The organism is Nonomuraea sp. NPDC003804 (genome assembly GCF_040610675.1).
In the GTDB taxonomy this organism is placed as follows: domain Bacteria; phylum Actinomycetota; class Actinomycetes; order Streptosporangiales; family Streptosporangiaceae; genus Nonomuraea.
The window spans coordinates 168,581-191,512 of record NZ_JBEXMT010000010.1; the positions used below are offsets into that span (position 1 = coordinate 168,581).

23 protein-coding genes and 1 riboswitch are annotated in these 22,932 nt (G+C 70.5%); of the genes, 17 read left to right on the forward strand and 6 right to left on the reverse strand.

Going from position 1 to position 22,932, the window contains the following annotated elements; all coding sequences use genetic code 11:
- Positions 1-373: 373 nt before the first annotated feature.
- From ABZX22_RS16425 to ABZX22_RS16435, 3 genes are all read left to right on the forward strand, one after another.
- Positions 374-2,059 carry a sigma-70 family RNA polymerase sigma factor gene (locus ABZX22_RS16425; RefSeq protein WP_354909326.1) on the forward strand — a complete coding sequence of 562 codons (1,686 nt, stop codon included), beginning with the start codon at positions 374-376 and terminating at the stop codon, positions 2,057-2,059.
- Between the two features lie 5 nt (positions 2,060-2,064).
- Positions 2,065-2,706 (forward strand): hypothetical protein, encoded by a 642-nt coding sequence (locus tag ABZX22_RS16430; RefSeq protein WP_354909328.1) that lies wholly within the window; start codon positions 2,065-2,067, stop codon positions 2,704-2,706.
- Positions 2,707-2,793: 87 nt separating this feature from the next.
- Positions 2,794-3,960, forward strand: a complete 1,167-nt coding sequence (locus tag ABZX22_RS16435; RefSeq protein WP_354909330.1) for a C40 family peptidase — start codon at positions 2,794-2,796, stop codon at positions 3,958-3,960.
- Between the two features lie 287 nt (positions 3,961-4,247).
- Here the strand turns inward: ABZX22_RS16435 and ABZX22_RS16440 are convergent, their stop codons facing one another.
- Entirely contained in the window at positions 4,248-4,745 is a 498-nt protein-coding gene (locus ABZX22_RS16440) for an inorganic diphosphatase (RefSeq protein ID WP_354909332.1), read from the reverse strand.
- Between the two features lie 83 nt (positions 4,746-4,828).
- Between ABZX22_RS16440 and dacB the strand changes: the two genes are divergently transcribed.
- The 11 genes from dacB (at position 4,829) to ABZX22_RS16495 (ending at position 14,757) form a co-directional block, all read left to right on the forward strand.
- The gene (gene dacB / locus ABZX22_RS16445; protein ID WP_354909335.1) at positions 4,829-6,217 is read left to right on the forward strand and encodes a D-alanyl-D-alanine carboxypeptidase/D-alanyl-D-alanine-endopeptidase; all 1,389 of its coding nucleotides are present in this window, start codon (positions 4,829-4,831) and stop codon (positions 6,215-6,217) included.
- Between the two features lie 100 nt (positions 6,218-6,317).
- On the forward strand, positions 6,318-7,424 hold the full coding sequence (locus ABZX22_RS16450) for a zinc-dependent metalloprotease (RefSeq protein WP_354909338.1): 1,107 nt from the start codon (positions 6,318-6,320) through the stop codon (positions 7,422-7,424).
- A 187-nt stretch (positions 7,425-7,611) separates the two neighbouring features.
- Positions 7,612-8,610 (forward strand): tRNA lysidine(34) synthetase TilS, encoded by a 999-nt coding sequence (gene tilS, locus ABZX22_RS16455; protein ID WP_354909340.1) that lies wholly within the window; start codon positions 7,612-7,614, stop codon positions 8,608-8,610.
- Between the two features lie 10 nt (positions 8,611-8,620).
- Positions 8,621-9,175 carry a hypoxanthine phosphoribosyltransferase gene (hpt, locus tag ABZX22_RS16460; RefSeq protein WP_354909343.1) on the forward strand — a complete coding sequence of 185 codons (555 nt, stop codon included), beginning with the start codon at positions 8,621-8,623 and terminating at the stop codon, positions 9,173-9,175.
- Positions 9,176-9,407: 232 nt separating this feature from the next.
- On the forward strand, positions 9,408-11,399 hold the full coding sequence (gene ftsH / locus ABZX22_RS16465; RefSeq protein ID WP_354909345.1) for an ATP-dependent zinc metalloprotease FtsH: 1,992 nt from the start codon (positions 9,408-9,410) through the stop codon (positions 11,397-11,399).
- A complete protein-coding gene (gene folE / locus ABZX22_RS16470) occupies positions 11,396-11,971 on the forward strand; it encodes a GTP cyclohydrolase I FolE (protein ID WP_354909347.1) in 576 nt (191 codons plus the stop codon). Before ftsH ends, folE begins: the two co-directional genes overlap by 4 nt.
- Positions 11,972-12,155: 184 nt before the next feature.
- Positions 12,156-12,998, forward strand: a complete 843-nt coding sequence (gene folP / locus ABZX22_RS16475) for a dihydropteroate synthase (protein WP_354909349.1) — start codon at positions 12,156-12,158, stop codon at positions 12,996-12,998.
- Positions 12,995-13,444 (forward strand): nuclear transport factor 2 family protein, encoded by a 450-nt coding sequence (locus ABZX22_RS16480; RefSeq protein ID WP_354909351.1) that lies wholly within the window; start codon positions 12,995-12,997, stop codon positions 13,442-13,444. Before folP ends, ABZX22_RS16480 begins: the two co-directional genes overlap by 4 nt.
- Positions 13,434-13,799, forward strand: a complete 366-nt coding sequence (gene folB / locus ABZX22_RS16485; protein ID WP_354909352.1) for a dihydroneopterin aldolase — start codon at positions 13,434-13,436, stop codon at positions 13,797-13,799. The genes ABZX22_RS16480 and folB overlap by 11 nt, the downstream gene beginning before the upstream one ends.
- Positions 13,796-14,299: a 2-amino-4-hydroxy-6-hydroxymethyldihydropteridine diphosphokinase gene (gene folK, locus ABZX22_RS16490; protein ID WP_354909355.1), complete on the forward strand. Its 504-nt coding sequence runs from the start codon at positions 13,796-13,798 to the stop codon at positions 14,297-14,299. Before folB ends, folK begins: the two co-directional genes overlap by 4 nt.
- Positions 14,296-14,757 (forward strand): DUF3180 domain-containing protein, encoded by a 462-nt coding sequence (locus tag ABZX22_RS16495; protein WP_354909357.1) that lies wholly within the window; start codon positions 14,296-14,298, stop codon positions 14,755-14,757. The genes folK and ABZX22_RS16495 overlap by 4 nt, the downstream gene beginning before the upstream one ends.
- A 138-nt stretch (positions 14,758-14,895) precedes the next feature.
- Here ABZX22_RS16495 and ABZX22_RS16500 read toward each other — a convergent pair whose 3' ends face one another.
- Together ABZX22_RS16500 and ABZX22_RS16505 are read right to left on the reverse strand one after the other, a co-directional pair.
- On the reverse strand, positions 14,896-15,978 hold the full coding sequence (locus ABZX22_RS16500) for an acyltransferase (protein WP_354909360.1): 1,083 nt from the start codon (positions 15,976-15,978) through the stop codon (positions 14,896-14,898).
- Positions 15,975-17,120 carry an NADH-quinone oxidoreductase subunit D gene (locus ABZX22_RS16505; RefSeq protein ID WP_354909362.1) on the reverse strand — a complete coding sequence of 382 codons (1,146 nt, stop codon included), beginning with the start codon at positions 17,118-17,120 and terminating at the stop codon, positions 15,975-15,977. Before ABZX22_RS16505 ends, ABZX22_RS16500 begins: the two co-directional genes overlap by 4 nt.
- A gap of 91 nt (positions 17,121-17,211) precedes the next feature.
- On the opposite strand from ABZX22_RS16505, the gene ABZX22_RS16510 reads away from it, so the two are divergent.
- Positions 17,212-17,724, forward strand: coding sequence for a DoxX family protein (locus ABZX22_RS16510; RefSeq protein WP_354909365.1), 513 nt, complete (start codon positions 17,212-17,214; stop codon positions 17,722-17,724).
- Here the strand turns inward: ABZX22_RS16510 and ABZX22_RS16515 are convergent.
- The gene (locus tag ABZX22_RS16515) at positions 17,721-18,977 is read right to left on the reverse strand and encodes an aminotransferase class V-fold PLP-dependent enzyme (RefSeq protein ID WP_354909367.1); all 1,257 of its coding nucleotides are present in this window, start codon (positions 18,975-18,977) and stop codon (positions 17,721-17,723) included. The two genes, ABZX22_RS16510 and ABZX22_RS16515, sit on opposite strands and share 4 nt — an antisense overlap.
- A 47-nt stretch (positions 18,978-19,024) precedes the next feature.
- A riboswitch (SAM riboswitch) is annotated at positions 19,025-19,140 on the reverse strand.
- Between the two features lie 115 nt (positions 19,141-19,255).
- Between ABZX22_RS16515 and ABZX22_RS16520 the strand changes: the two genes are divergently transcribed.
- Positions 19,256-19,975, forward strand: coding sequence for a TerC family protein (locus ABZX22_RS16520; protein ID WP_354909370.1), 720 nt, complete (start codon positions 19,256-19,258; stop codon positions 19,973-19,975).
- On the forward strand, positions 19,975-21,165 hold the full coding sequence (locus tag ABZX22_RS16525; RefSeq protein WP_354909372.1) for a cytochrome P450: 1,191 nt from the start codon (positions 19,975-19,977) through the stop codon (positions 21,163-21,165). Before ABZX22_RS16520 ends, ABZX22_RS16525 begins: the two co-directional genes overlap by 1 nt.
- A gap of 62 nt (positions 21,166-21,227) precedes the next feature.
- On the opposite strand, the gene ABZX22_RS16530 is transcribed toward ABZX22_RS16525, so the two are convergent.
- Both ABZX22_RS16530 and ABZX22_RS16535 read right to left on the reverse strand, forming a co-directional pair.
- Positions 21,228-22,391 carry a cation:proton antiporter gene (locus ABZX22_RS16530; protein ID WP_354909529.1) on the reverse strand — a complete coding sequence of 388 codons (1,164 nt, stop codon included), beginning with the start codon at positions 22,389-22,391 and terminating at the stop codon, positions 21,228-21,230.
- 58 nt (positions 22,392-22,449) lie between these two features.
- Positions 22,450-22,932 (reverse strand): cation:proton antiporter regulatory subunit, encoded by a 483-nt coding sequence (locus tag ABZX22_RS16535; protein WP_354909374.1) that lies wholly within the window; start codon positions 22,930-22,932, stop codon positions 22,450-22,452.

A 22,932-nucleotide genomic window follows, 5' to 3' on the forward strand; every position in this document is an offset into this window, starting at 1 on the left:
CCGACGAGGGCCCGCGCTTTCCCGCGGGCCCTCTTTGTGCGCTGTCATTCGTGACATTTCCGGACGGGCTTTCTTTGGCGATCCGCTCGTCAATAAGACGATAAATCGGTCAGGGCTACGGGTTTTTCTTGGCGGACCCCAATGAACCGGTAGAACGGCAAGTTACCGATCCATTACCTTCGGTCACGTCGGCGCAGCGGCGGCGAGGCCGCGGCTCGCCTTCTCGGTCCCATCTGGCTGAAGGGAGGCCGGTCAGCGTGCCCGCAGTCCGCGTCAGGTGCTCGGCCGGCCCGCCCGGACATCACCCCTGCCGCAAGAGCGTGGAAAGGAGGGTGGCGCTGCTCCGAGCCATGGGTTCCGCGCCACACAACAGATGAACGACCGCGTCCTGGTCGAGGCTCTCCGCGCCCGCGACCCGGGTGCCCTCGCGGCGCTCTACGACACGCACGCCGAGGGCATCCACCACTACTGCTGGACCCTCCTCAGCAATCCCGACAGCGCCCAGGTCGCCCTGCGCGACACCCTCATCGCCGCCGAGGCTCACATCGGCGCCCTGGCCGAGCCCGACAGGTTGCGCGGCTGGCTCTACGCGCTGGCCAGGCAGGAGTGCCTGCGCCGGCGCACCGGCGGTGGCGGCGACGAGACCGAGGTGATGGTCGCGCTCCCTGCCCTGGCCGATCCCGCCGACGCCGACCTGCGCGTCATGGCGTGGAACGCCGTCCGCAGCCTGACGGCGGCCGACGCCGAGCTGCTCGAGCTGACCACCAGGCACGGCCTGTCCACGTTCGATGTCGCGGCGGTTCTCGGGGTCACGCCGCGCCAGATCGAGATCACCCACGAGGCGGCCGCCGAACGGCTCGGCGACGCGATCACCGCCGAGGTCCTCGCCCGGAAGGGTCCCTACGACTGCCCGCAGCGGGCCGCCATCCTCACCGGCTTCTCCGGCGAGCTGACCGCCGAGATGCGCGGGGAGGTGGTCGCCCACCTGGACAGGTGCGAGACCTGCGCGCCGCACCGGGCCGGACAGGTGTCGATCGCGAAGGTCTTCGAGCTGATGCCCGCCGCGGCGCTGCCGGAGACGCTCAGGGTCAGGGTGATGAGCTGCTTCGTCGACCCCGAGCTGCTGCCGTACCGGAGGTATGTGGCGCGGCGGTCGGCCGCGCTGGACGCGGCCGGGTTTCCCCACGCGGGAGACGGGAGGGCACGGCGCTGGTCGCAGGCGCTGGCGGGCGCGCTGGCGGCGGTCGCCACCCTCGCGGCCATCGGCATGATCTTCACCTACTTCGGTAAGGAGGGTGACGGGATCACGGGCATCGCCTCGGGGGCGTTTCCCGCGACCGGGGAGCCGCCGGGGATCAGGTTGCCCTGGCTGCCGAACCCTCACGACACGCCGATCACGGTGGAGCCCATCCTCAACAGCTCGGCGACCTATCCCGTCGGGGCGCACCGGTCGACGGCGCCGGTGACCGCGACGACGCCGGACCCCGTGCCGGCGCCGCCGCGTGTCCCGTGGGTGCCCCAGCCGACCCGCACGGGCCCGGCACCGACGCCGCCGACGCTGACGCCGGGGGAGCCGCCGGGGACGAGCCCGCCCCGTGACCACCACGGCAGTCCGACGAAGACGCCGTGCCCCACGAGGACGCCCACCCCCCGGCCCACCCTTACGGCGACGCCCACCGCCACCTCGACCCCCACCCCGACCCCCACCCCCACGGCCACGCAGCCGGCGACGTCCCCGCCGCCCACTCCGGAGCCGACGGCCACGCGGCTGCCGACGGAGCCGCCCAAGCCGGAGCCCACCCCCACTCCCGCGCCGACCGTCCCACCGACGAAGGATCCGCAGCAGGGTTCAGGCGGTTCCGGGTCCACGGGTTCCGGGTCCTCGGGTTCCGGGTCCACGGGTGCCGAAGGGTCGGGGGCCGGGGGCGCGGCGTCCGGGGGCGCGGCGTCCGGGGGCGGCGCGCCTGAGCGGGCAAGCGGCGGGACACCGGTGGTCACGGCCGCCGAGGAGCCCCCACAGGTCCTGACCGAGGCGCCGGCCAGGCAGGAGAACGCGTAAGCCCGGTGGAGCGCTTCACCGTCAAGGGGCACCGGGTCTGCCCGCTCCCCGTTCCTGGGGAACTGGCCGACCTGGTGCCCCGCATCCATGAGATCGACTGGCCGACCTGGCTCGACCCCGGCCCCCGCATGCTCAGGGACGTGCTCGACCTGTCCCGCCTGCTCACCGCGCGCTCCCTCGCCACGCTCTCGTGGCTGGCCCGCGGCGACCCTCCCGCCGACCTCGACTGGCTGTGGACCAGGTGCAGGCTCGCCGGCCCCCGCCAGGAGCGCATGTACGGCGCGGCCGCCGCCGTGCCCGACCCCGTGCTGGCCCTCGTCGTCGCCGACTGGACCTGGGTGCTCGGCACCGCCTACGGCGGCAGGGTCACCGCCCCCTACCTGGCGGGCGCCGCCTATCCACGCGTCGGGCACCAGGCCGCCCACGCCACCATGACCCTTTACCAGACCTTCGAACGCCATCCCGAGGCGCGCCCGGCCATCGCCGCCGCGTGGGCCGCCGCCCGCGTCACCGCCGACTGGTGCAAGGCCGCCGAACTTCACGCTGCGTATGGGAGCGAGACGCCGGTCTTCGCCTACCCGAAGGGGGCGATACCGCCCTCGACGGGACTCCGGCCGTGGATAGAACGCCTACTCCGCCTGCGGTGATTACGTTACGTAAGTTTCATGTGTGCGCTGTGTGACTAATGGGAATCGTGTGCATAGAGTGACGACGCATGCGCAGGGGGGAATCGTATGCATACCGTCAGAACACGCCTGTTCGTCGCCTGTTGCATGGTGGCGACGTTGTGTCCACCGGCCGCCGCCGAGCCCGCGCCATCCGCGGGTGAGGTCGCCAGGGCGCGCGCCACCGTGAAGCAGCGGGCCAAGGCGCTCGGGGTGGCAAGCGTACGGCTGGCCGCGGCCAACACGCGGCTGGACGAGCTGGCCGTCAACGCCGGGCGGATGGTCGAGGCGTACAACGGCCAGATCGTCCAGCTGGACGGGGCGCGGGAGCGGCACTCCATGGCCATGGAGCGGCTGAAAGCGGCCGAGGACAGGGTGGCGGCGACGAAGGCCGCCGTCTCGATGCTGGCCACGCAGTCGTACGCGGGCATGGATCTCAGCAATCCCATGGTCAGCCTGTTCAGCGACGGCGGCGGGCTCGAGGGCTACCTGCACCGGACGAGCACGCTCGAATCCATCGGCCAGGAGCAGACCGAGAAGCTGAAACAGGTGCGCGACACCCAACAGGTGGCGACCGTGCTCCGCGCGCAGGCCGAGGACGCCTACACCGAGCAACAACGGGCCGCCGCGCAGGCCGAGGAGGCCAAGGCGGCGGCCGAGGCGGCGGTCGACACGCAGCAACGCGAGACCGAGGCCATCGAGGCGGAGAAGGTCACGCTGGAGAAACGCGTGGACGCGGCGCGCACCGAGGCCGAACAACTGGCCAGGCAGCGGGCCACCGCGATGGAACAGGCCCGGCTGGAGCGACAACAGCGGCTGGCGAAGGCCAGCGGGGCCGGATCGGCCGCCAGATGGATGACACCAGGCCAGACGACGGGTGACGTCGTGGCCAACTGGGCGCTGACGCAGCTCGGCAAGCCGTACGTGTGGGCGGCCGCCGGCCCGTCGGGCTTTGACTGCTCCGGGCTCTCCATGCGGGCCTGGGAGAAGGTCGGGGTGCGGCTCGACCACTGGACGGGCACGCAGTGGAACGCGGGCCCGCACGTCCCTCTGAACCAGTTGCAGAGGGGTGACCTGCTGTTCTTCGGCAAGGTCACGAACAATCCCGGAGACATCCACCACGTGGGGATCTTCGTCGGGCGCGGCATGATGGTGCACGCGCCGCAGACGGGAGACGTGGTCCGCATCGCCTCCATGTGGCGCAGGGACCTGGTCGGCGCGACCCGTCCCCGCTAGGCCGCCCGGTCCGGCCGTACGCCGAGGGAATCCTCCAGCGACATCGCTTCCGCGAGACGTGAGCGTCCGGAAGCGCCGAGATCCGGCGGTGCGCACTATCCACCGCACGCCGGAGGACAACGGTCGCCGAGCGAGTGTCCACAAGACGCGAGGTTCCACAAGGCGCGAGGTTCCAGAATGCGCGAGATTCGACGAGTCGCGGGTCCGCTGAGACGGACACACCCGCGAGACGGGAGGTCCCGTGAGACGTGAGCCACCACGAAACCCCGCGCCCCGCGGGGAAACCGTCAGTGGGCGGTGTAGCCCTGCTCCTTCGCGCGCTGGAACGAGCGCTCGATCTCGGCCTCGGCCTCGACGCGGCCCACCCAGTTGGCGCCCTCGACCGACTTGCCGGGCTCCAGGTCCTTATACACCTCGAAGAAGTGCTGGATCTCCAGCCGGTCGAACTCCGCCACGTGGTGGATGTCGCGGATGTGCTCCATCCGCGGGTCGGTGGCGGGCACGCACAGGACCTTGTCGTCGCCGCCCTTCTCGTCGGTCATGCGGAACATGCCGACCGCGCGGCAGGTGATGTAGCAGCCGGGGAAGGTCGGCTCCTGCAGCAGCACGAGGGCGTCGAGCGGGTCGCCGTCCTCGCCGAGGGTGTGCTCGATGAAGCCGTAGTCGGCGGGGTACTGCGTGGAGGTGAACAGGAGCCGGTCAAGCCTGATCTTGCCGGTCTCGTGGTCCACTTCGTACTTGTTCCGTTGCCCCTTCGGAATTTCAACGACAACGTCGAACTCCACCGCGGTTCCTCCGCTCGAGCCCCCCGGGCACCCCCGGTTGGGCGTTAATGTCTCGTAGGCGAACTGAGAGAGAGGTCGGCGACGTGGTGCGGCGCGAGCGGTGGGTGGCGTTGACCACACTCGCCATGCTCCAGGCGGTGACGATCGTCGCCGGCGCGTACGCGCTGACGAACGATCTCAGCCTGGGCGCGCTGACGAGGCCTGAACCACTGCCGACCGAGCGTGCTGAGCCTTCGCCCGTCCCTGTGGTCACCGCGGGGCCGGTGCTGGCCTCGGGTGGAGACGGACCTCTCCCCCCTAAGGGTACTTTGGCCGCACAGCTCGCCGACGCCCTGGGTGACGAAGCGCTCGGTGCCAGGGTGGGCGCCGTCGTCATCGACGCCGGGACGGGGGAGCAGATCTTCGCCGCCGACGCCGCCACCGGGATCACCCCGGCCTCCACCACCAAGGTGGTGACCTGCGCCGCCGCGCTCGCCTCCCTCGGTCCCGACGCCCGCCTGAAGACCTCCGTCGTCCAGGGCTCGAACCGCAACTCGATCGTGCTGGTCGGCGGCGGCGATCCGACGCTGGCCGGGCCGTCGGCCAAGCCGGGCGCCTATCCCAAGCAGGCGTCGATGGTCCAGCTCGCCTCCCGCACCGCGGCCGCGCTCAAGTCGTCGGGCGTCACCAAGGTCACGCTCTCCTACGACGCCTCCCTCTTCACCGGCAGCGGGTCCGCGCCCGGCTGGAAGCCCAACTACATCCCGGACGGCGAGGCCGCTCCCGTCCACGCGCTGGCGATCGACGAGGGCCGCCAGAACCCGGCCTCCTCGACGCCGCGCGTCGCCGACCCGGCCGCCTACGCGGCCACCGCGTTCGCCAGGACCCTCGGCAAGTACGGCATCAGCGTCGGCACGTCGATCCGCCCGGCCAAGGCGGCCCGCGGGGCGGCCACGCTCGCCGCGGTGGAGTCCGCGCCCGTCTACGCGCTCGTCGAACGCACGCTCACGAAGAGCGACAACGACCTGGCCGAGGCGCTGGCCAGGCACGTGGCCATCAAGGAGGGCAGGCCCGCCTCCTTCGAGGGCGGCTCCCAGGCGGTGCTGGCGGTGCTCAAGCGGCTGGGCATCGACAAGGGTGTGACGGTCTCCGACGGGTCGGGGCTGTCCATCAGGAACCGGATCAGCGCGGATGGCCTGGCCCGTGTGCTGGCCGTGGCGGCCAAGGACCCCGCGCTGCGTCCGCTGCTCGCTGGCATGCCGATCGCGGGGTTCACCGGGACGCTCGGCCACCGCTTCACCGGCGGCGACAGCAAGGGGCAGGTCGGCCTGGTCCGCGCCAAGACCGGCACGCTCAACCACGTCAACACGCTGGCCGGGTTCGCCACCACGCGCTCGGGGCGGCTGGTCACCTTCGCCTTCCTGGCCGACAAGGTCCCCTACACCGCCGAGTCGGTCCTCGACCGTCTGGCCGCCATCGTCGCCCGCTCCTGACCGGCCAGGGCACGCGGCAGCCGGGCGGCGGCGCCGGGCCCGCGCAGGAGGGCGGGCCAGTTCTTCGCAGCGGGCGAGCCGACCACGTACGGTGGACGGTATGCAGGTGATCGACTGGGATCTGGCCGTCTCGACCGGAACGCGCCTGGTGCGCCCCGGACCACAGGTGAGCCGTGAGGAGGCCCGCCACGCCGTCACCGAACTGCGCACCCTCTCCCGTGAAGCGGAGGGGCACGTTCGCGAGTTCACCAAGATAGAGGCGGCCACCCCGCCGCAGCCCGCCACCATCGTCGACCGGCCGGGATGGATCCGGGCGAACGTCGAAGGCTTCCGCGTCGTGCTCGAACCGCTGACCGAGCGGATGGCCAACCGCGACAACCCGCCGCCCGCCATCGTCAGCGCCGTCGGGTCGCGGATCACCGGCGTCGAGGTGGGCGCCGTGCTGGCCTTCCTCGCCTCGCGGGTGCTGGGGCAGTACGAGTTGTTCCTGCCGCCCGACCCGACGGGACGCGAGCCCATCGGCCGCCTCACCCTCGTCGCGCCGAACATCGTCAACGCCGAGCGCGAGATGGGCGTCCACCCGCGCGACTTCCGCCTGTGGGTGTGCCTGCACGAGGAGACGCACCGGGTGCAGTTCACGGGGGTGCCGTGGCTGCGCGAGTACGTCAGGTCGCAGATGACCGACTTCCTGCTCGCCTCCGACCTCGACGTGGCCACCCTGCTCGAACGGCTGCGCGCCGCCGCCGACACCGTGGCTGACGTGGTGCGCGGCACCGGCGACGGCAACCTCATCGACGTGATCCAGACGCCGGAGCAGAAGGAGATCCTCGACCGGATCACCGCGGTGATGACGCTCCTGGAGGGGCACGGCGACTACGTGATGGACGCGGTCGGCCCGAGCGTGGTGCCGTCGGTGGCCGACATCAGGGCGAAGTTCAGCCAGCGCCGCGAGGGGATGTCGCGCCTCGACCGCACGGTGCGCAAGCTGCTGGGCCTCGAGATGAAGATGAAGCAGTACGCCGAGGGGTCGGCCTTCGTCCGGCACGTGGTCGGCAAGGTGGGGATGGACGGGTTCAACCGCGTGTGGACCTCGCCGGAGACGCTGCCGATGTCGGACGAGATCGCCGATCCTGACCGGTGGATCGCGCGCGTCGTCCCGCAGAGCCCGTCCGCCCTCCCGGCCCAGCCGGCCGACCCGGAGGCCTGACCGGCGCGGGCGTCTCGGGGACGATCCCGGCGGTCCGGCCGGACGCGGACGATCCGGAGAGCCGGCCAGGCGCGGGGACGATTCCGGCGGTCTGGCCGGACGCGGGAACGATCCCCGAGGTTGCCAGGCGCGGGCGTCGCGGGGACCGTCCGGCTGAGCGGGGCCCGAGGGGCGGGAGAATGGCGCCATGGGCCCACATCCGGCCGTCGCCGACGTACGGCGAGCCGTCCGCGAGGCGCTGGCCGACCTCGTCCCCGGCGACCTGGTGCTGGCCGCCTGCAGCGGCGGCGCCGACTCGCTCGCGCTGGCCGCCGCCCTGGCTTTCGTTGCGCCCAGGGCGAACATCCGCGCCGGTCTCCTCACCGTCGACCACCAGCTCCAGGACGGCTCGGCCGACCGGGCGGTGAAGGTCGCCGAGACGGCGAGGGGGTGGGGCCTGGACCCGGTCGAGGTCCTCACCGTCAGCGTCGGTACGGCGGGCGGCCCCGAGGCGGCCGCCCGCGACGCCCGCTACCAGGCGCTCGCCGCGGCGGCCGACCGGCTGGGAGCCGTGACGGTCCTGCTCGCCCACACCCGTGACGACCAGGCGGAGACCGTCCTGCTCGGCCTGGCCAGGGGCAGTGGACCGCGGTCGCTGTCGGGGATGGCGGAGCGGGCGGGCCGCTACCGCAGGCCGTTCCTCCGGCTCGGCAGGGACACCACCGAGGCCGCCTGCGCGGCGCTGGGCCTCGACGTGTGGGACGACCCGCACAACACCGACACCCGCTACACCAGGGTGAAGGTGCGTACCAGGGTGCTGCCGGTGCTGGAGGGGGAGCTGGGGCCGGGCGTCGCCCAGGCGCTCGCGCGGACCGCCGATCTGGCGAGGGACGACGCCGACGCCCTCGACGAGTGGGCCGCGAGGGCCTTCGACGATTGCGCTCTAAGCGATATCGGAGGGGTTGTGACGCTTGCCGTACCGGGGCTCGACGGTCTTCCGGCCGCCGTGCGGCGGCGCGTGCTGCGGCGCGCGGCGATCGCCGCGGGCTCGCCCTCGGGAGCGCTGTCGGCGGGCCACGTGATGGCCGTGGAACGGCTGATCACGGCATGGCGAGGGCAAGGAAGGGCCGACCTACCCGGGGGAGTTGGTGTGGTTCGGCGGTATGGCACCCTTGTGTTCGCCCCCGCGCAAGAGAACCAAGCGTAAGGACACCCAGGTGGACGCAGCCGACATGGGCAAGGACCTCGAGAGGGTCCTCATCTCCGAAGACGAGCTCCAGGCCAAGATCGGCGAACTGGCGGCTCGGATCGACGCAGACTACTCAGGCAAGGACCTGCTGCTCGTCGGCGTGCTGAAGGGCGCGGTGATGGTGGTGGCCGACCTGGCCCGGGCCCTGCACCTGCCGGTCCAGACCGACTGGATGGCGGTGTCCTCCTACGGCGCCGGCACCAAGTCGTCGGGTGTGGTGCGGATCCTGAAGGACCTCGACACCGACATCACCAACCGCCACGTGCTGATCGTCGAGGACATCATCGACTCCGGCCTCACGCTGAGCTGGCTGCTCGACAACCTGAAGTCGCGCAACCCCGCCTCGCTGGAGATCTGCGCGGCGCTGCGCAAGCCCGACGCGGTCAAGGTGCCGATCGAGGTCAAGTACATCGGCTTCGACATCCCGAACGAGTTCGTCATCGGCTACGGGCTCGACTACGCGGAGCGTTACCGCAACCTCCCCTTCATCGGGACGCTCGCGCCGCACGTCTACAACAGCTGACAGCCGACGAATGGCGGGGAACATCGAGCGGCCTGACGTACGTTGGTAGGGCAAGGCCGGTGGAGCGGGCAGTGACCCTGCGCCTCCCCCGGTGTACCTTCTGACACCGAGGGGGTGACCCCGTGTCGCCCTCGGGTAGTCAGTAGGAGCGGTGTCGGATGCCGCAGCCCCGGATCGTCGGGGTTCAAGGCCTTGGTCAGGAAGGGACGGGCCCGCAGGGGTTCCGCATCGGATGGATCTCAAGCGATTTACACGTGGGCCACTGCTGTGGATCCTGGGCATCGTCGTGCTGCTCCTGCTTGTCACCACGATGTGGAGCGGTGACGGCAACTTCAAGACAGCCGACACGTCCACGGTGCTCAAGCAGATCCGCGACGGCAACGTTTCCAACGCGAAGGTCGTCGACAAGGACCAGCGTATCGAGCTGACGCTCAACACCCCGGTCAAGATCGGCGACGTGTCCACCAACCGCATCCAGTCGAGCTGGGTGGCGGGGCAGGGTGTGCAGCTCGTCGACGAGCTCGAGAAGCAGGACCAGGCCGGCAAGCTCAAGAACGGCTTCAACGTCGAGGTGCCGCAGGAGAACTTCCTGATCGGCCTGCTCGTGAGCTTCCTGCCGATCGTCATCATCGTGCTCATCTTCCTGTTCATCATGAACCAGATGCAGGGCGGCGGCAGCCGGGTGATGAACTTCGGCAAGTCGAAGGCGAAGCTGATCACCAAGGACACCCCCAAGACGACGTTCGCCGATGTCGCCGGCGCGGACGAGGCCATCGAGGAGCTGCAGGAGATCAAGGAGTTCCTGCAGGCCCCGGCCAAGTTCCAGGCCATCGGCGCCAAGATCCCCAAGGGCGTGCTGCTGTACGGCCCGCCCGGCACCGGCAAGACCCTGCTCGCCCGCGCGGTCGCGGGTGAGGCGGGCGTGCCGTTCTACTCCATCTCCGGCTCCGACTTCGTCGAGATGTTCGTGGGTGTCGGCGCCAGCCGCGTGCGTGACCTGTTCGAGCAGGCCAAGGCCAACGCGCCGGCGATCATCTTCATCGACGAGATCGACGCCGTCGGCCGCCACCGCGGCGCCGGCCTCGGCGGCGGTCACGACGAGCGCGAGCAGACGCTGAACCAGCTGCTCGTCGAGATGGACGGCTTCGACGTCAAGGGCGGCGTGATCCTCATCGCCGCGACCAACCGGCCCGACATCCTCGACCCGGCGCTGCTGCGTCCCGGCCGGTTCGACCGGCAGGTCACCGTCGACCGTCCCGACCTGGAGGGCCGCAAGGGCATCCTCAAGGTCCACGGTCGCGGCAAGCCGTTCGCGCCCGAGGTCGACCTCGACATCATCGCCCGCCGTACGCCCGGCTTCACCGGTGCCGACCTGGCCAACGTGATCAACGAGGCGGCGCTGCTCACCGCGCGCGCCGACCAGAAGCTGATCACCATGGACACCCTCGAGGAGTCCATCGACCGCGTCATGGCCGGCCCCGAGCGCAAGACGCGGGTGATGTCGGACAAGGAGAAGAAGATGATCGCCTACCACGAGGGCGGTCACGCGCTCGTGGCGCACGCGTTGCCCAACAGCGACCCCGTGCACAAGATCACGATCCTCTCCCGTGGCCGCGCGCTCGGCTACACCATGACCCTGCCGATGGAGGACAAGTTCCTCGCCACGCGGTCGGAGATGATGGACCAGCTCGCGATGCTGCTCGGCGGTCGCGCGGCGGAGGAGCTCGTCTTCCACGAGCCCACCACCGGCGCCTCCAACGACATCGAGAAGGCCACCGCCGTCGCCCGCCGCATGGTCACCGAGTACGGCATGAGCGAGCAGCTCGGCGCCCGCAAGTTCGGCACCGGCCAGGCCGAGGTCTTCCTGGGCCGCGAGATGGGCCACGAGCGCGACTACTCCGAGAAGATCGCCTCCACGATCGACGAGGAGGTGCGCCGGATGATCGAGACGGCGCACGACCAGGCGTGGGACATCCTCGTGGAGTACCGCGAGGTCCTCGACAACCTGGTGCTGGAGCTCATGGAGAAGGAGACCCTCTCCCGCGAGCAGGTGCTCCAGATCTTCTCGCCCGTCGTCGTCAAGGAGCACCGCCCGTCCTACGCGGGCTACGGCAAGCGGCTCCCCTCGGACCGCCCGCCGGTGCTGACGCCGAAGGAGCAGTCCGGAAACGGCGCACTGACCGCGCGCGCCGACAACGCCCTCCCCTCTGGTGAGGGTGCGTGAAGCCGCGCGAGGTCGATCACGCTCGGATCGAGAAGGCCGTCCGGGAGATCCTGTACGCCATCGGCGAGGATCCGGACCGTGACGGCCTGCTCGACACCCCCGCCAGGGTGGCCCGCGCGTACGCCGAACAGTTCTCGGGGCTGCACCAGCGCCCCGAGGACGTGCTGAACAAGGTGTTCGACGTCGACCACGACGAGATGGTGCTGGTGCGCGACATCGAGGTGTACTCCACCTGCGAGCACCACCTCGTCCCCTTCTACGGGCTGGCGCACGTCGGCTACATCCCCAACGACAAGGGGCAGGTCACCGGGCTGTCGAAGCTGGCCCGGCTGGTCGACGTCTTCGCCAGGCGCCCGCAGGTGCAGGAGCGCATGACCTCGCAGATCGCCGACGCGCTCATGCGGGTGCTGGAGCCGCGCGGCGTGATCGTGGTGATGGAGTGCGAGCACCTGTGCATGACCATGCGCGGGGTCCGCAAGCCGGGCGCGAAGACCATGACCTCCGCGGTCAGGGGCGACTTCCGCACCAGCGAGAAGACCCGCGCCGAGGCGATGGCCCTCATCCTGCGCTGACCCTTCCTCCGGTACGGCACGCCCGGACAGGCGCCTTCGCGGTCGGCGCCTGTCCATCCAGGACCCGCGGTCGTCACAGGAGCATGTCACGCCATAGCCGTACACGGGGGTGAGACAGATCGTTATCCACAAAGGGGAGACCCGGCGGGGAGACGACACGAGTGATGCACCTAGGCTTGGTGACATGAAGATGGGGCTGCCAGTCGAGGAGCGCTGCCTCGTCATGGGTGTGGTCAACGTGACGCCCGACTCCTTCTCCGACGGCGGCCAGTGGTTCGACGAGCACGCCGCCGTCCGCCACGGCCTCGAGCTGGTCGAGGAGGGCGCCGACCTGGTCGACGTCGGTGGCGAGTCCACCCGGCCCGGTGCGGCGCGGGTGTCGCAGGAGGAGGAGCTGGCCAGGGTCGTCCCCGTGATCCGCGCCCTGACGGGCGAGGGCGTCACGGTGAGCGTCGACACGATGCGGGCCGAGGTGGCGAGAGCGGCGGTCGAGGTTGGTGCCGCGCTCGTCAACGACGTCAGTGGCGGTCTGGCCGACCCCGACATGCCGCGGGTGGTGGCCGCGACGGGCGTGCCGTACGTGGTGATGCACTGGCGGGGCCACAGCCACGACATGGACAGCAGGGCGGTCTACTCCGACGTGGTCGCCGAGGTGCGCGAGGAACTGGAAAAGCGGGTCGCGCTGGTGCTGGCGGAGGGCGTCGCCGAGAGCCAGATCGTGCTGGATCCCGGGCTGGGGTTCGCGAAGACCGCCGAGCACAACTGGGCGCTGCTGGCCGGCATCGGCGAGCTGGCCGAGCTGGGCTTCCCGCTGCTGATCGGGGCGTCGCGCAAGAGGTTCCTCGGCAGGCTGCTGGCCGATCCCGACGGCACTCCCCGCCCGTTCGAGCGCTCCGACGCCGCCACGACCGCGGTCACGGCGCTGGCCGCGCAGGCGGGCGCCTGGTGCGTACGGGTGCACGACGTGGCACCGAACGCCGACGCCGTCCGCGTGGCGGCCGCCTGGACCCGAGGGAGCGGCCGATGAGCGTCGACATCGCCGCGATCGAGACGGTCAACCAGGCCTTCTACACCGCCATCGAGGACGCCGACCTCGACAAGATGACCGAGATCTGGGCCGAGGACACCGCCGACGGTCAGGTGTCGTGCGTGCATCCCGGCTGGTCGATGCTGTCGGGCCGGGCCGAGGTGCTGCGGTCGTGGGCGCTCATCATGGCCAACACGACCTACATCCAGTTCGTGCTCACCGACGTGCAGACGACCGTGCTCGGCGACGTGGCGATCCTGACCTGCGTGGAGAACATCCTGACGGCGGGCGAGGAGGGCGAGGCCAGCTTCGCCGCCGGCAAGGTGGTGGCCAGCAACGTCTACGTCAGGTCGGGCAGGGGCTGGCGGCTGTGGATGCACCACGGCTCGCCGGTGCTGCAGAGCGACGAGGAGGACGAGGAGGAGGAAGCCGAACGTGACCGCTGACCGGATCACCCTCAGAGGGCTGCGCGCGCGGGGCCGCCACGGGGTGTTGCCCGCCGAACGCGAGCTCGGGCAGGAGTTCGTGATCGACGCCACGCTGTTCCTCGACACCGGGCCCGCCGCCGACACCGACGACGTCACGCGCACCGTCCACTACGGCGAGCTGGCCCAGGCGCTGACGAAGATCGTCGAGGGGGAGCCGGTCAACCTGATCGAGACGCTCGCCGCCCGGCTGGCCGAGCACTGCCTGGCCGACGACACCGTGCAGGCGGCCGAGATCACCGTGCACAAGCCTGCGGCCCCGATCCCGCTGCCCTTCGACGACGTGGCCGTCACGATCCTGCGGAGCCGTGCATGAAAGTGGTCCTCGCCCTGGGCAGCAACCTGGGGAGCCGGTTCCAGACGCTTCAGGGCGCGATCGACTCGCTGTTCGACGCGCCGGGGCTGCGCTTCGTCGCGGTCTCACCGGTCTACGAGACCGATCCCGTCGGCGGCCCCGACGACCAGAAGCCCTACCTCAACGCCGTCGTCATCGCCGAGTCCAAGCTCACCCCCGAGACGCTGCTGGACCGGGCGCAGAGCATCGAGAACGCCTTCGGCAGGGTCAGGGCCGAACGCTGGGGCCCGCGCACGCTCGACGTCGACATCATCGCCGCGGGCGACGTGGTCTCCGACGACCCCGAGCTGACGCTGCCGCACCCGCGCGCCCACGAGCGGGCCTTCGTCCTGGTGCCGTGGGTGGAGGCCGACCCCTCGGCGGTGATGCCGGGCCGCGGCCCGGTCGCCGACCTGCTGAAGGGGCTCGACCAGTCAGGCGTACGGCTGCGCCAGGACCTCAAGCTGCAGGGGCCGGATTGAAGCCCACTCGCCCCGCCGTCCTGGTAGGCGTGCTGGTCGTCGTCGCTCTGCTGTCGTGGCTGTTCGTCAGGCAGTTCTACGCCGATCTGCCGCTGGTGCCGTGGACGGCGATCCCGACCGTCCTGCTGCTGGCCGTCGGCGAGTTCTACAGCGGCTGGATGACGCGTGCGCGCATCGCCCGCAAGCCCGACACCAAACCGGTCGAGCCGCTGGCGGTGGCCCGGCTGGCGGCGCTGGGGAAGGCCTCGGCGTACGCGGGCGCGGTCTTCGCGGGCGTCTTCGCCGGGTTCTCGCTGACGACGGTCCAGCTGCTGACCAGGGAGACCCCGCGGGTGGAGTTCTTCGTCGCCACGGGGTCGTTCCTGGCGTTCGTGGTGCTCATCGTCGCGGGCCTCTACCTGGAGAACTCCTGCCGCGTCCCGAAGGATCCGCAGGACGAGCTTCAAAGACCGAGATAGCGCGCGACGGCGTCCTCGACCTCGGCCATCTCGTCGCGGCCGAGGTAAGAGACGGGTGCACCGTGGACACGCTCCGGATCCGGTCGGCGAGGAAGCAGGTCGTCGTGCCGCAGAGCTCGATCCGCGGACGTTGCGCGCTCACGAGGGGGCCGGGGTGCGGTCCGCTCGGCCGCGGCGGGAGAAGAGGTAGATGACCGGGAGCGTGCACAGCAGCGGGCCGATGATGGCGAACGGCCGCTCCAGCCACCACATGAGGTTGGGCCGCGGGTCGGCCGACGGGAAGCCGAACAGCGCCCACCACGCCCCCAGCGCGATGGCCATCCCCGTGGTGTGGAACAGGAACAGCGGCAGCGCGAACCTGTTGATGGTGTCGTTGACCCGCTTCCAGGCGGGCCGCTCCAGCACCCGCTCCATCGTCGGCCGCAACACCTCGACCAGGCCGATCTGGAAGATGAGCAGCGCCACGATGACGAAGGTCGGCGGGGCCATGTTCGACAGCTTGTCGCCCGGCACGCCGACCATGCTGCCGGGGTACAGGCCCGAGTAGACGAGGCCGAACAGGCCGAACAGGCCGGTCCACAGGACGGCGACGTCGTAGCGGCGGGGCAGGGCGACGATCCTGTCGTAGAAGAAGCCCGCCTGGTGGGCCAGGCCCCACACCAGGATCATGTTGAGCCAGCCGACCCACTCGACCTGGTAGCGCAGCCTTACCACGTCGACGACCAGGGCGGCGCCGCCCAGCCAGATGAGGGTGAGCACGTCGTAGCGGCGGTGCAGCCACAGCGCGACGGGCAGCAGCGCGATCAGCATCAGGTAGACGATGAGGAACCACAGCGGGCTGAGCACCAGCAGCACCACCCGCCACATCCACGGCACGTCGAACAGCGCCGTCACGACCGCGCCGACGGCGATCCAGGCGCCGGACAGGGTCAGCGCGGGGATGGCCAGGGCCTTGATGCGCCGCCAGACGAAGGCGCCGATGCCCGTTCCGCGCTCGCAGGCCCGGCGCCACGACAACAGGTGGACGTGGCCGCCGACGTAGAAGAACAGCGGCAGCACCTGGAACAGCCAGGTCAGCATCCACAGCCCCGAGGTGAAGCCGAGCGGGCTGGTGGGTGACGGCCCCTCGGGCGTCCAGACGAGGATGGTGAAGGCCCAGTGCCAGACGACAACGGTGATCAGACTGACCGCGCGGAGCCAGTCGACGTATCTGTCCCTCACTTGTCGATGTCACCCACCACGAAGAACATCGAGCCGAGGATCGCGACCATGTCGGCGACCAGGTGGCCCGGCAGCATCTCGCGCAGCACCTGGATGTTGTTGAAGGAGGCCGAGCGCAGCTTCATCCGCCACGGCGTCTTGTCTCCCTTGGAGACCAGGTAGTAGCCGTTGACGCCGAGCGGGTTCTCCGTCCAGGCGTAGGTGTGGCCCTCCGGCACCTTCAGCACCTTGGGCAGGCGCTGGTTGATCGGCCCCGGCGGCAGCGAGCGCAGCCGCTCGACGCAGGCGTCGGCCAGGTCGAGCGAGACCTTGAGCTGGTCGATGAGGACCTCGAAGCGGGCGTGGCAGTCGCCGGCCGTACGGGTGACGACCTTGACGGGCAGCTCCTCGTAGGCGAGGTACGGCTGGTCGCGCCGCAGGTCGACGTCGACCCCGGAGGCCCTGGCGATGGGGCCGGTCACGCCGTACTGCATGATCGTGTCGCGGTCGAGGACGCCGACGCCCTTGGTGCGGGCCAGGAAGATCTCGTTGCCGAGGATGAGGTTCTCGATGTCGGGCACCTTGGCGCGGGTGGCGGCGACGACCGAGGTGACGCGGTCGAGCCAGCCCGCGGGCAGTTCCTCCTTGAGGCCGCCGACGCGGTTGAACATGTAGTGCATCCGGCCGCCGGAGATCTCCTCCATGACGCCCTGGATGCGCTCGCGCTCGGTGAAGGCGTAGAAGATCGGGGTGATCGCGCCGAGTTCGAGCGGATAGGAGCCGAGGAACATCAGGTGCGACAGGACCCTGTTCAGCTCGGCGAGCAGGGTGCGCGCCCACACGGCGCGGACCGGGACCTCCATGCCGAGCATGCGTTCGGCGGCGATCACCACGCCGAGCTCGTTGGCGAAGCCCGACAGCCAGTCGTGCCGGTTGGCCAGCATGATGATCTGCCGGTAGTCGCGGACCTCGAACAGCTTCTCCGCGCCTCTGTGCATGTAGCCGATGATGGGTTCGGCCGTGGCGATGCGCTCGCCGTCGAGGGTGAGGCGGAGCCGGAGAACACCGTGCGTCGAGGGGTGCTGGGGGCCGATGTTGAGGATCATGTCCTCCGTGGCCAGCTCCTTGGCGCCCGCTCCGATCCCGACCACGCGTTCTTCCATAGAGTCATGCTGCCACTGGCGGTGGTGGTGATCCAGTCAAGGTATGGTCTGTTCGCGCATTTTGCCAGGTGATATGGGGACAAAAGGGCCCATGAAAGGAGTGGGTTTCGACCTGGCCGCGCTGGTCGCCCGCGTGGCGATCGGCGTGATCTTCATCGCCCACGGATGGCAGAAGTGGCAGGGCGGGCTCGGCGCCGTCACGCGGATGTTCGCCCAGCAGGGCGTTCCGCTGCCGACGGCCGCCGCCACCTTCGCCACCGTCGCCGAGCTGGTCGGCGGCACCTGCCTCGTCCTCGGCCTGATGGTGCGCGTGGCGGCGCTCGCCCTGGTCGCCGACATGGCAGGCGCCCTGGTGTTCGTGCACGCCGGCAGGGGCGTCTTCGTGTCGGCGGGCGGATGGGAGCTGGTCGCCGCCCTCGGCTCGGTCTGCCTCCTGCTGGTGGCGCTCGGCGGGGGGCGCGTCGGGATCGACGCCCTGTTCGCCCGCGGCGCCCGGCGCAGAGCCGTGGGGCGCGCCGCCGAGCGCGAGGTCGAGCGCCCCATGGACATCTTCGACGAGCCGGAGAGCGACGACGTGCCACCCGACGCGCCCAACCGGTCCTAGCGGCGGGACACCAGGTCGTGCAGCGCGCCGACCAGGCGGTCGACGTGTTCCTCGGTCGTGCCGATGCCGATCGAGGCCCGTACGGCCGAGGCGGTGTCGTCCTCGCAATCCCCGTCGGTCGCATCCAGCAGGTGCCGTACGAACGGGTGGGCGCAGAACTTCCCGTCACGCACGCCGATGCCGTACTCGGTGGACAGCGCCTCGGCGACCTCCCTGGCCGTGTAACCGTCGACGACGAACGACACGATGCCGACCCGCGGGTGGTCCGGCCCCCACAGCGACAGCTCGCGCACGCCCTCGACCGCGGCCAGGCCCGCGCGCAGCCGGGCGATCAGCCGCTCCTCCTCGCGCACCAGCGGCGTCCAGCCTGTCGCGGTGAGGGCGTCGCACGCCGCGGCCAGCGCGATCGCGCCCAGCACGTTCGGGGTGCCCGCCTCGTGCCTCGGCTCGGCGTCCTCGTGCCACTCGGCGGTTCCCTCGTCGAGGGCGCTCACGGACTTCACCGCGCCGCCCCCCTTGAGGTACGGCTCGGCGTCCGACAGCCAGTCGCGCCGCCCGACCAGCACGCCAGCCCCGAACGGCGCGTAGAGCTTGTGCCCGGAGAAGGCGACGTAGTCGAGGTCGAGCGCGGTCAGGTTGAGCTTGCGGTGGGGGACGAGCTGGGCGGCGTCGACCAGGACGCGGGCGCCGTGCCGGTGGGCGACGTGCGCGAGGGCGGCGATCGGCCACAGCTCGCCCGTCACGTTGGAGGCGGCGGTCACCACCAGCAGCTTGGGGCCGTCGATGGCGGCGAGCGCGTCGTCGGCCTGCCGTACGGCCTCGCCGGGGAAGGCGGGCGGCGCGAGGCGGACGACCCGCTGCCACGGCAGGAGGGAGGCGTGGTGCTCGGTGTCGAAGACCACGACGGTGGTGCCCTCGGGCAGGCACCTGGCCAGCAGGTTGGTGGCGTCGGTGGTGTTGCGGGTGAAGACCACGGCGTCGTCGGTGCGGGCGCCGACGAAGGCGCGCACGGTGTGGCGCGCCTGCTCGTAGCGGGCGGTGGTGAGCTGGGAGGCGTAGCCCGCGCCGCGGTGGACGCTGGAGTAGGCCGGGAGCGCGGCGGTCACCGCCGCGCTGACCGGCTCCAGACACGGCGCGCTGGCGGCGTAGTCCAGGTTGGCGTAGGAGACCAGGCGGCCACCCTTGACGGGCACCTCGAGGTCCTCGCCCAGCACCTTCACCTGAACGGGGTCGACGATCGTCGCGACGGACACGGCACAGCCCTCCTGGGGTCATCGGACCCCTGGCCGTGGCGTGTCGGAGCCCGCGCTTGCCCGCCACACCTCGTGACGGACCAGGTCTTCACCCGGGGCACCCCGCCGCGGACGCGAGGGTTGCCGGCCAGCGAGCCGGGGCTTGGCGCTGGCACTCATGACCTACGCCGGAACTATAACCGACACGGACCCGCATTTCGCAAGCCGCGAACTATTGGGGCGACCGGCTCGTTGGGGATGAGAACAGCGAACCAAGGAGGTATGAGATGTTGGACTGGGTGGCAGACCCACAGATCTGGATCGGGTTCTTCACCCTGGTCGCCCTGGAGATAGTCCTGGGCATCGACAACATCATCTTCATCTCGATCCTGGCCGGGAAGCTGCCGCCCGAGCAGCGCGACAGGGCCAGGGTCCTCGGCCTGGCCGCCGCGCTCGTCTCCCGCCTGCTGCTGCTGCTCGCTCTGTCCTGGGTGGTGAAGCTGACCGAGCCGCTCTTCAGCGTGCTGGGGCAGGAGATCTCGGGAAGGGATCTGATCCTCATCCTCGGCGGTCTGTTCCTGCTGGCCAAGAGCGCGCTGGAGATCGGCCACAGCATGGAGCCGCAGGAGCAGGGCGGCAAGGAGCGGAAGGTCACCTCCTTCACCTCGGTCATCCTGCAGATCATGGTGCTCGACATCGTGTTCTCGCTGGACTCGGTCATCACCGCGGTCGGCATGGTGGACGAGCTGGCCGTCATGGTCGCGGCGGTGATCGTCTCGGTGCTGGTGATGCTGTTCGCCTCCGGGCCCATCAGCAGGTTCGTGGACAAGCACCCGAGCATCAAGATGCTGGCGCTGGCGTTCCTGGTGCTGATCGGCGTCGTGCTTCTCGCCGAGGGCTTCGACCAGCACATCCCGAAGGGTTACATCTACTTCGCGATGGCCTTCTCGGTGATCGTCGAGATGCTCAACATCAGGATGCGGAGCAGGCACGCGAAAGCCGAATCTAATATGCAATAGTGCGATTTGATCCTTGGAATCCGGATTTTGTAGCTTCGCCGTACGCGGCCTACGAGGAGCTGCGGCGTGACGCGCCGGTCAGTTTCTTCGAGCCCACGGGACAGTGGCTGATCGCCAGGCACGCGGACGTCAACGCGCTGCTCAGGGATCGCCGCCTCGGCCGGTCCTACCTGCACCTGGCCACCCACGAGGAGTTCGGCCGCGAGCCCGAACCGGAGTTCCAGGAACCGTTCTGGCGGGTGGTCAGGGCGGGCATGCTCGACGTCGAGCCGCCCGTCCACACCCGCCTGCGCCGTCTGGTCTCCAAGGCGTTCACCCCTCGCATGGTCGAGTCGATGCGGCCCAGGGTCCGCGCGATCGTCGACGGTCTGGTCGACGACTTCGTCGAGAAGGGCGGCGGCGACCTGATCGCCGAGGTGGCCGAGCCGCTGCCGGTCACCGTCATCGCCGAGATGCTCGGCGTCCCCGAGGGTGACCGGCACCTGCTGCGCCCCTGGTCGGCCGACATCTGCGGCATGTACGAGCTGAACCCGTCGCCGGAGGCCCAGCACACGGCGGTCAAGGCGGCGGCGGAGTTCTCCGACTACCTCAAGGACCTGGCCCGCGTCCGCACGGCCGACCCGGGCGATGACCTGGTCAGCGCGCTCGCCCAGATCGAGGAGCTGACCGAGGACGAGCTGGTCGGCACCTGCGTGCTGCTGCTCAACGCGGGCCACGAGGCGACCGTGAACGTCACGGGCAACGGCTGGTGGTCGCTGTTCCGCAACCCGGCCGAGCTGGCCCGGCTGCGCGACGACCTCTCGCTGGTGCCCACGGCGATCGAGGAGCTGATGCGCTACGACACCCCGCTGCAGATGTTCGAGCGCTGGGTGTTGGAGGACATCGAGGTCGGCGGCGTGGCCATCCCGAAGGGCGTCGAGGTGGCCCTGCTGTTCGGCTCGGCCAACCGCGACCCGGAGGTCTTCGCCGACCCCGACCGGCTCGACGTCGGCAGGGTGGACAACCCACACATCTCCTTCGGCGCCGGCATCCACTTCTGCCTGGGCGCGCCGCTGGCCAGGATCGAGCTGGTGGAGTCCTTCGGCGCCCTCCTGAAGAGGGCGCCGAAGATGGAGCTGACGAGCAAGCCCGTCTGGAACCCCGGCTACATCATCCGAGGGCTCCGCTCCGTGGACGTTTCCTGCGGGTGAGCGAGGCGGGACCTTTCGTGGCCGCGACGAATCACGGCCCCGACGAATCACGGCCCGGCGAATCACGGCCCCGACGAAGGCGGCCGGGTGAGAAGCGGCTCGGCCAGCCTGGCGGCCAGCGGGCCGAAGGCCGCGAGGATCAGCACGTAGGTGGCGGCGAGAGGGCCGAGATCGGGATGGACCCCCGCCGCCACCGCCAGGCCCGCGATGACGATGTTGAACTCGCCGTGCGGCACCAGCGCGATGCCCGCCCGCATTCGGCCCGCTCTGGCGATGCCCGCCCGGCGCGCGGCGTAGGCGCCGGTCAGCAGTTTGGTGACGATGCTGACCGCGGCGAGCAGCAGGGCCAGCAGCGCCACCGGCGGGATCTTGGTGGGGTCGGTCTGCAGGCCGAAGAAGACGAAGAACACAGCGGCGAACAGGTCGCGCAGCGGCATCAGCAGCGCTCTGGCCTCGTGCGCCAGCTCGCCCGACAGGGCGATGCCGACGAGGAAGGCGCCGACGGCCGCCGACACCTGCAGCTGCTGGGCGACGCCGGCCACCAGCAGGGCCAGGCCGAGCACCTTCAGCAGCAGCACCTCGTTGTTGGGGCTGGAGACGAACGCCTCGATGAACCTGCCGTAGCGCAGCGCGATCAACAGGACGACGGAGACCGTGGTCAGCGCGATGCCCAGGGAGATCGTCCCCGTCAGCAGCGAGACGCCTGCCAGCATCGCGGTGAGGAGCGGCAGGTAGACGGCCATCGCCAGGTCCTCGAAGACCAGCAGCGACAGCACGACGGGCGTCTCGCGGTTACCGATCCACCCCAGATCGGACAGCACCTTCGCGGTGATGCCCGACGAGGTGGCGTAGGTGACGCCCGCCATGGCGACCGCGGCCACGGGCCCCCACCCCAGCAGCAGCGCGGCTATCGCGCCGGGGGCGGCGTTGAGGACCATGTCGACCAGGCCCGCTCTGGCGTTGCCGCGCAGGCTGGAGACCAGCTCGCTCGCGTTGTACTCCAGTCCGAGCGTGAGCAGCAGAAGCACGACGCCGATCTCGGCGCCGATGGCGATGAACTCCTCGCTGGTGGCCAGCGGCAGGATGCCGCCCTGCCCGAAGGCGAGTCCGGCGAGGAGGTAAAGGGGAATGGCGGAGATGCCGGCCCGCAGCGCCAGGGCGCCGAGGACGCCGAGGGCCAGGATGATCCCACCGAGTTCGAGGAAGACTATGGCGGTGTCGTGCACGTCGACGGCGAGTACCTGCATCAGGGCGTTACCGCCGCCGGGGTGAGGGGCAGGCGCATCAGCCGTCCGTGAGGATGTCGGCGGCGGTGGCGGTCGTCTCGGCGTCGCCGACGATGACCACCACGTCTCCGGCGGTGAACCTGAAGTCGGGGGTGGGGCTCGCGAAGACCTGCGCCCCCCGCACCACGGCCACGACGGAGGCGCCGGTGCGGGTGCGGATGCGAGCGTCGCCCAGTGTCCTGCCGTCGTACGGCGAGCCGGCCACGACCGGCACCTGGAGGCTCATCAGTCCCTCGATCTCGCGATGGAGGGCGTTGAGTCGCTGGACGATGCGCGGCGCGCCGAGCAGCTCGGCGAGCGCGTCGGCCTCCTCGTCGTTGAGCTGGATGGCCTCGCACGCCCGGTCGGGGTCCGACCGGTCGTAGATGATCAGATCGCGCCGCCCCGTCCGGTGTGAGACGACGGCGACGCGGCGGCCCGAATGGGTGCCGAACTCGTGTTTGAGCCCGATGCCTGGAAGGGCGGTCTGTTCGATCTCCAC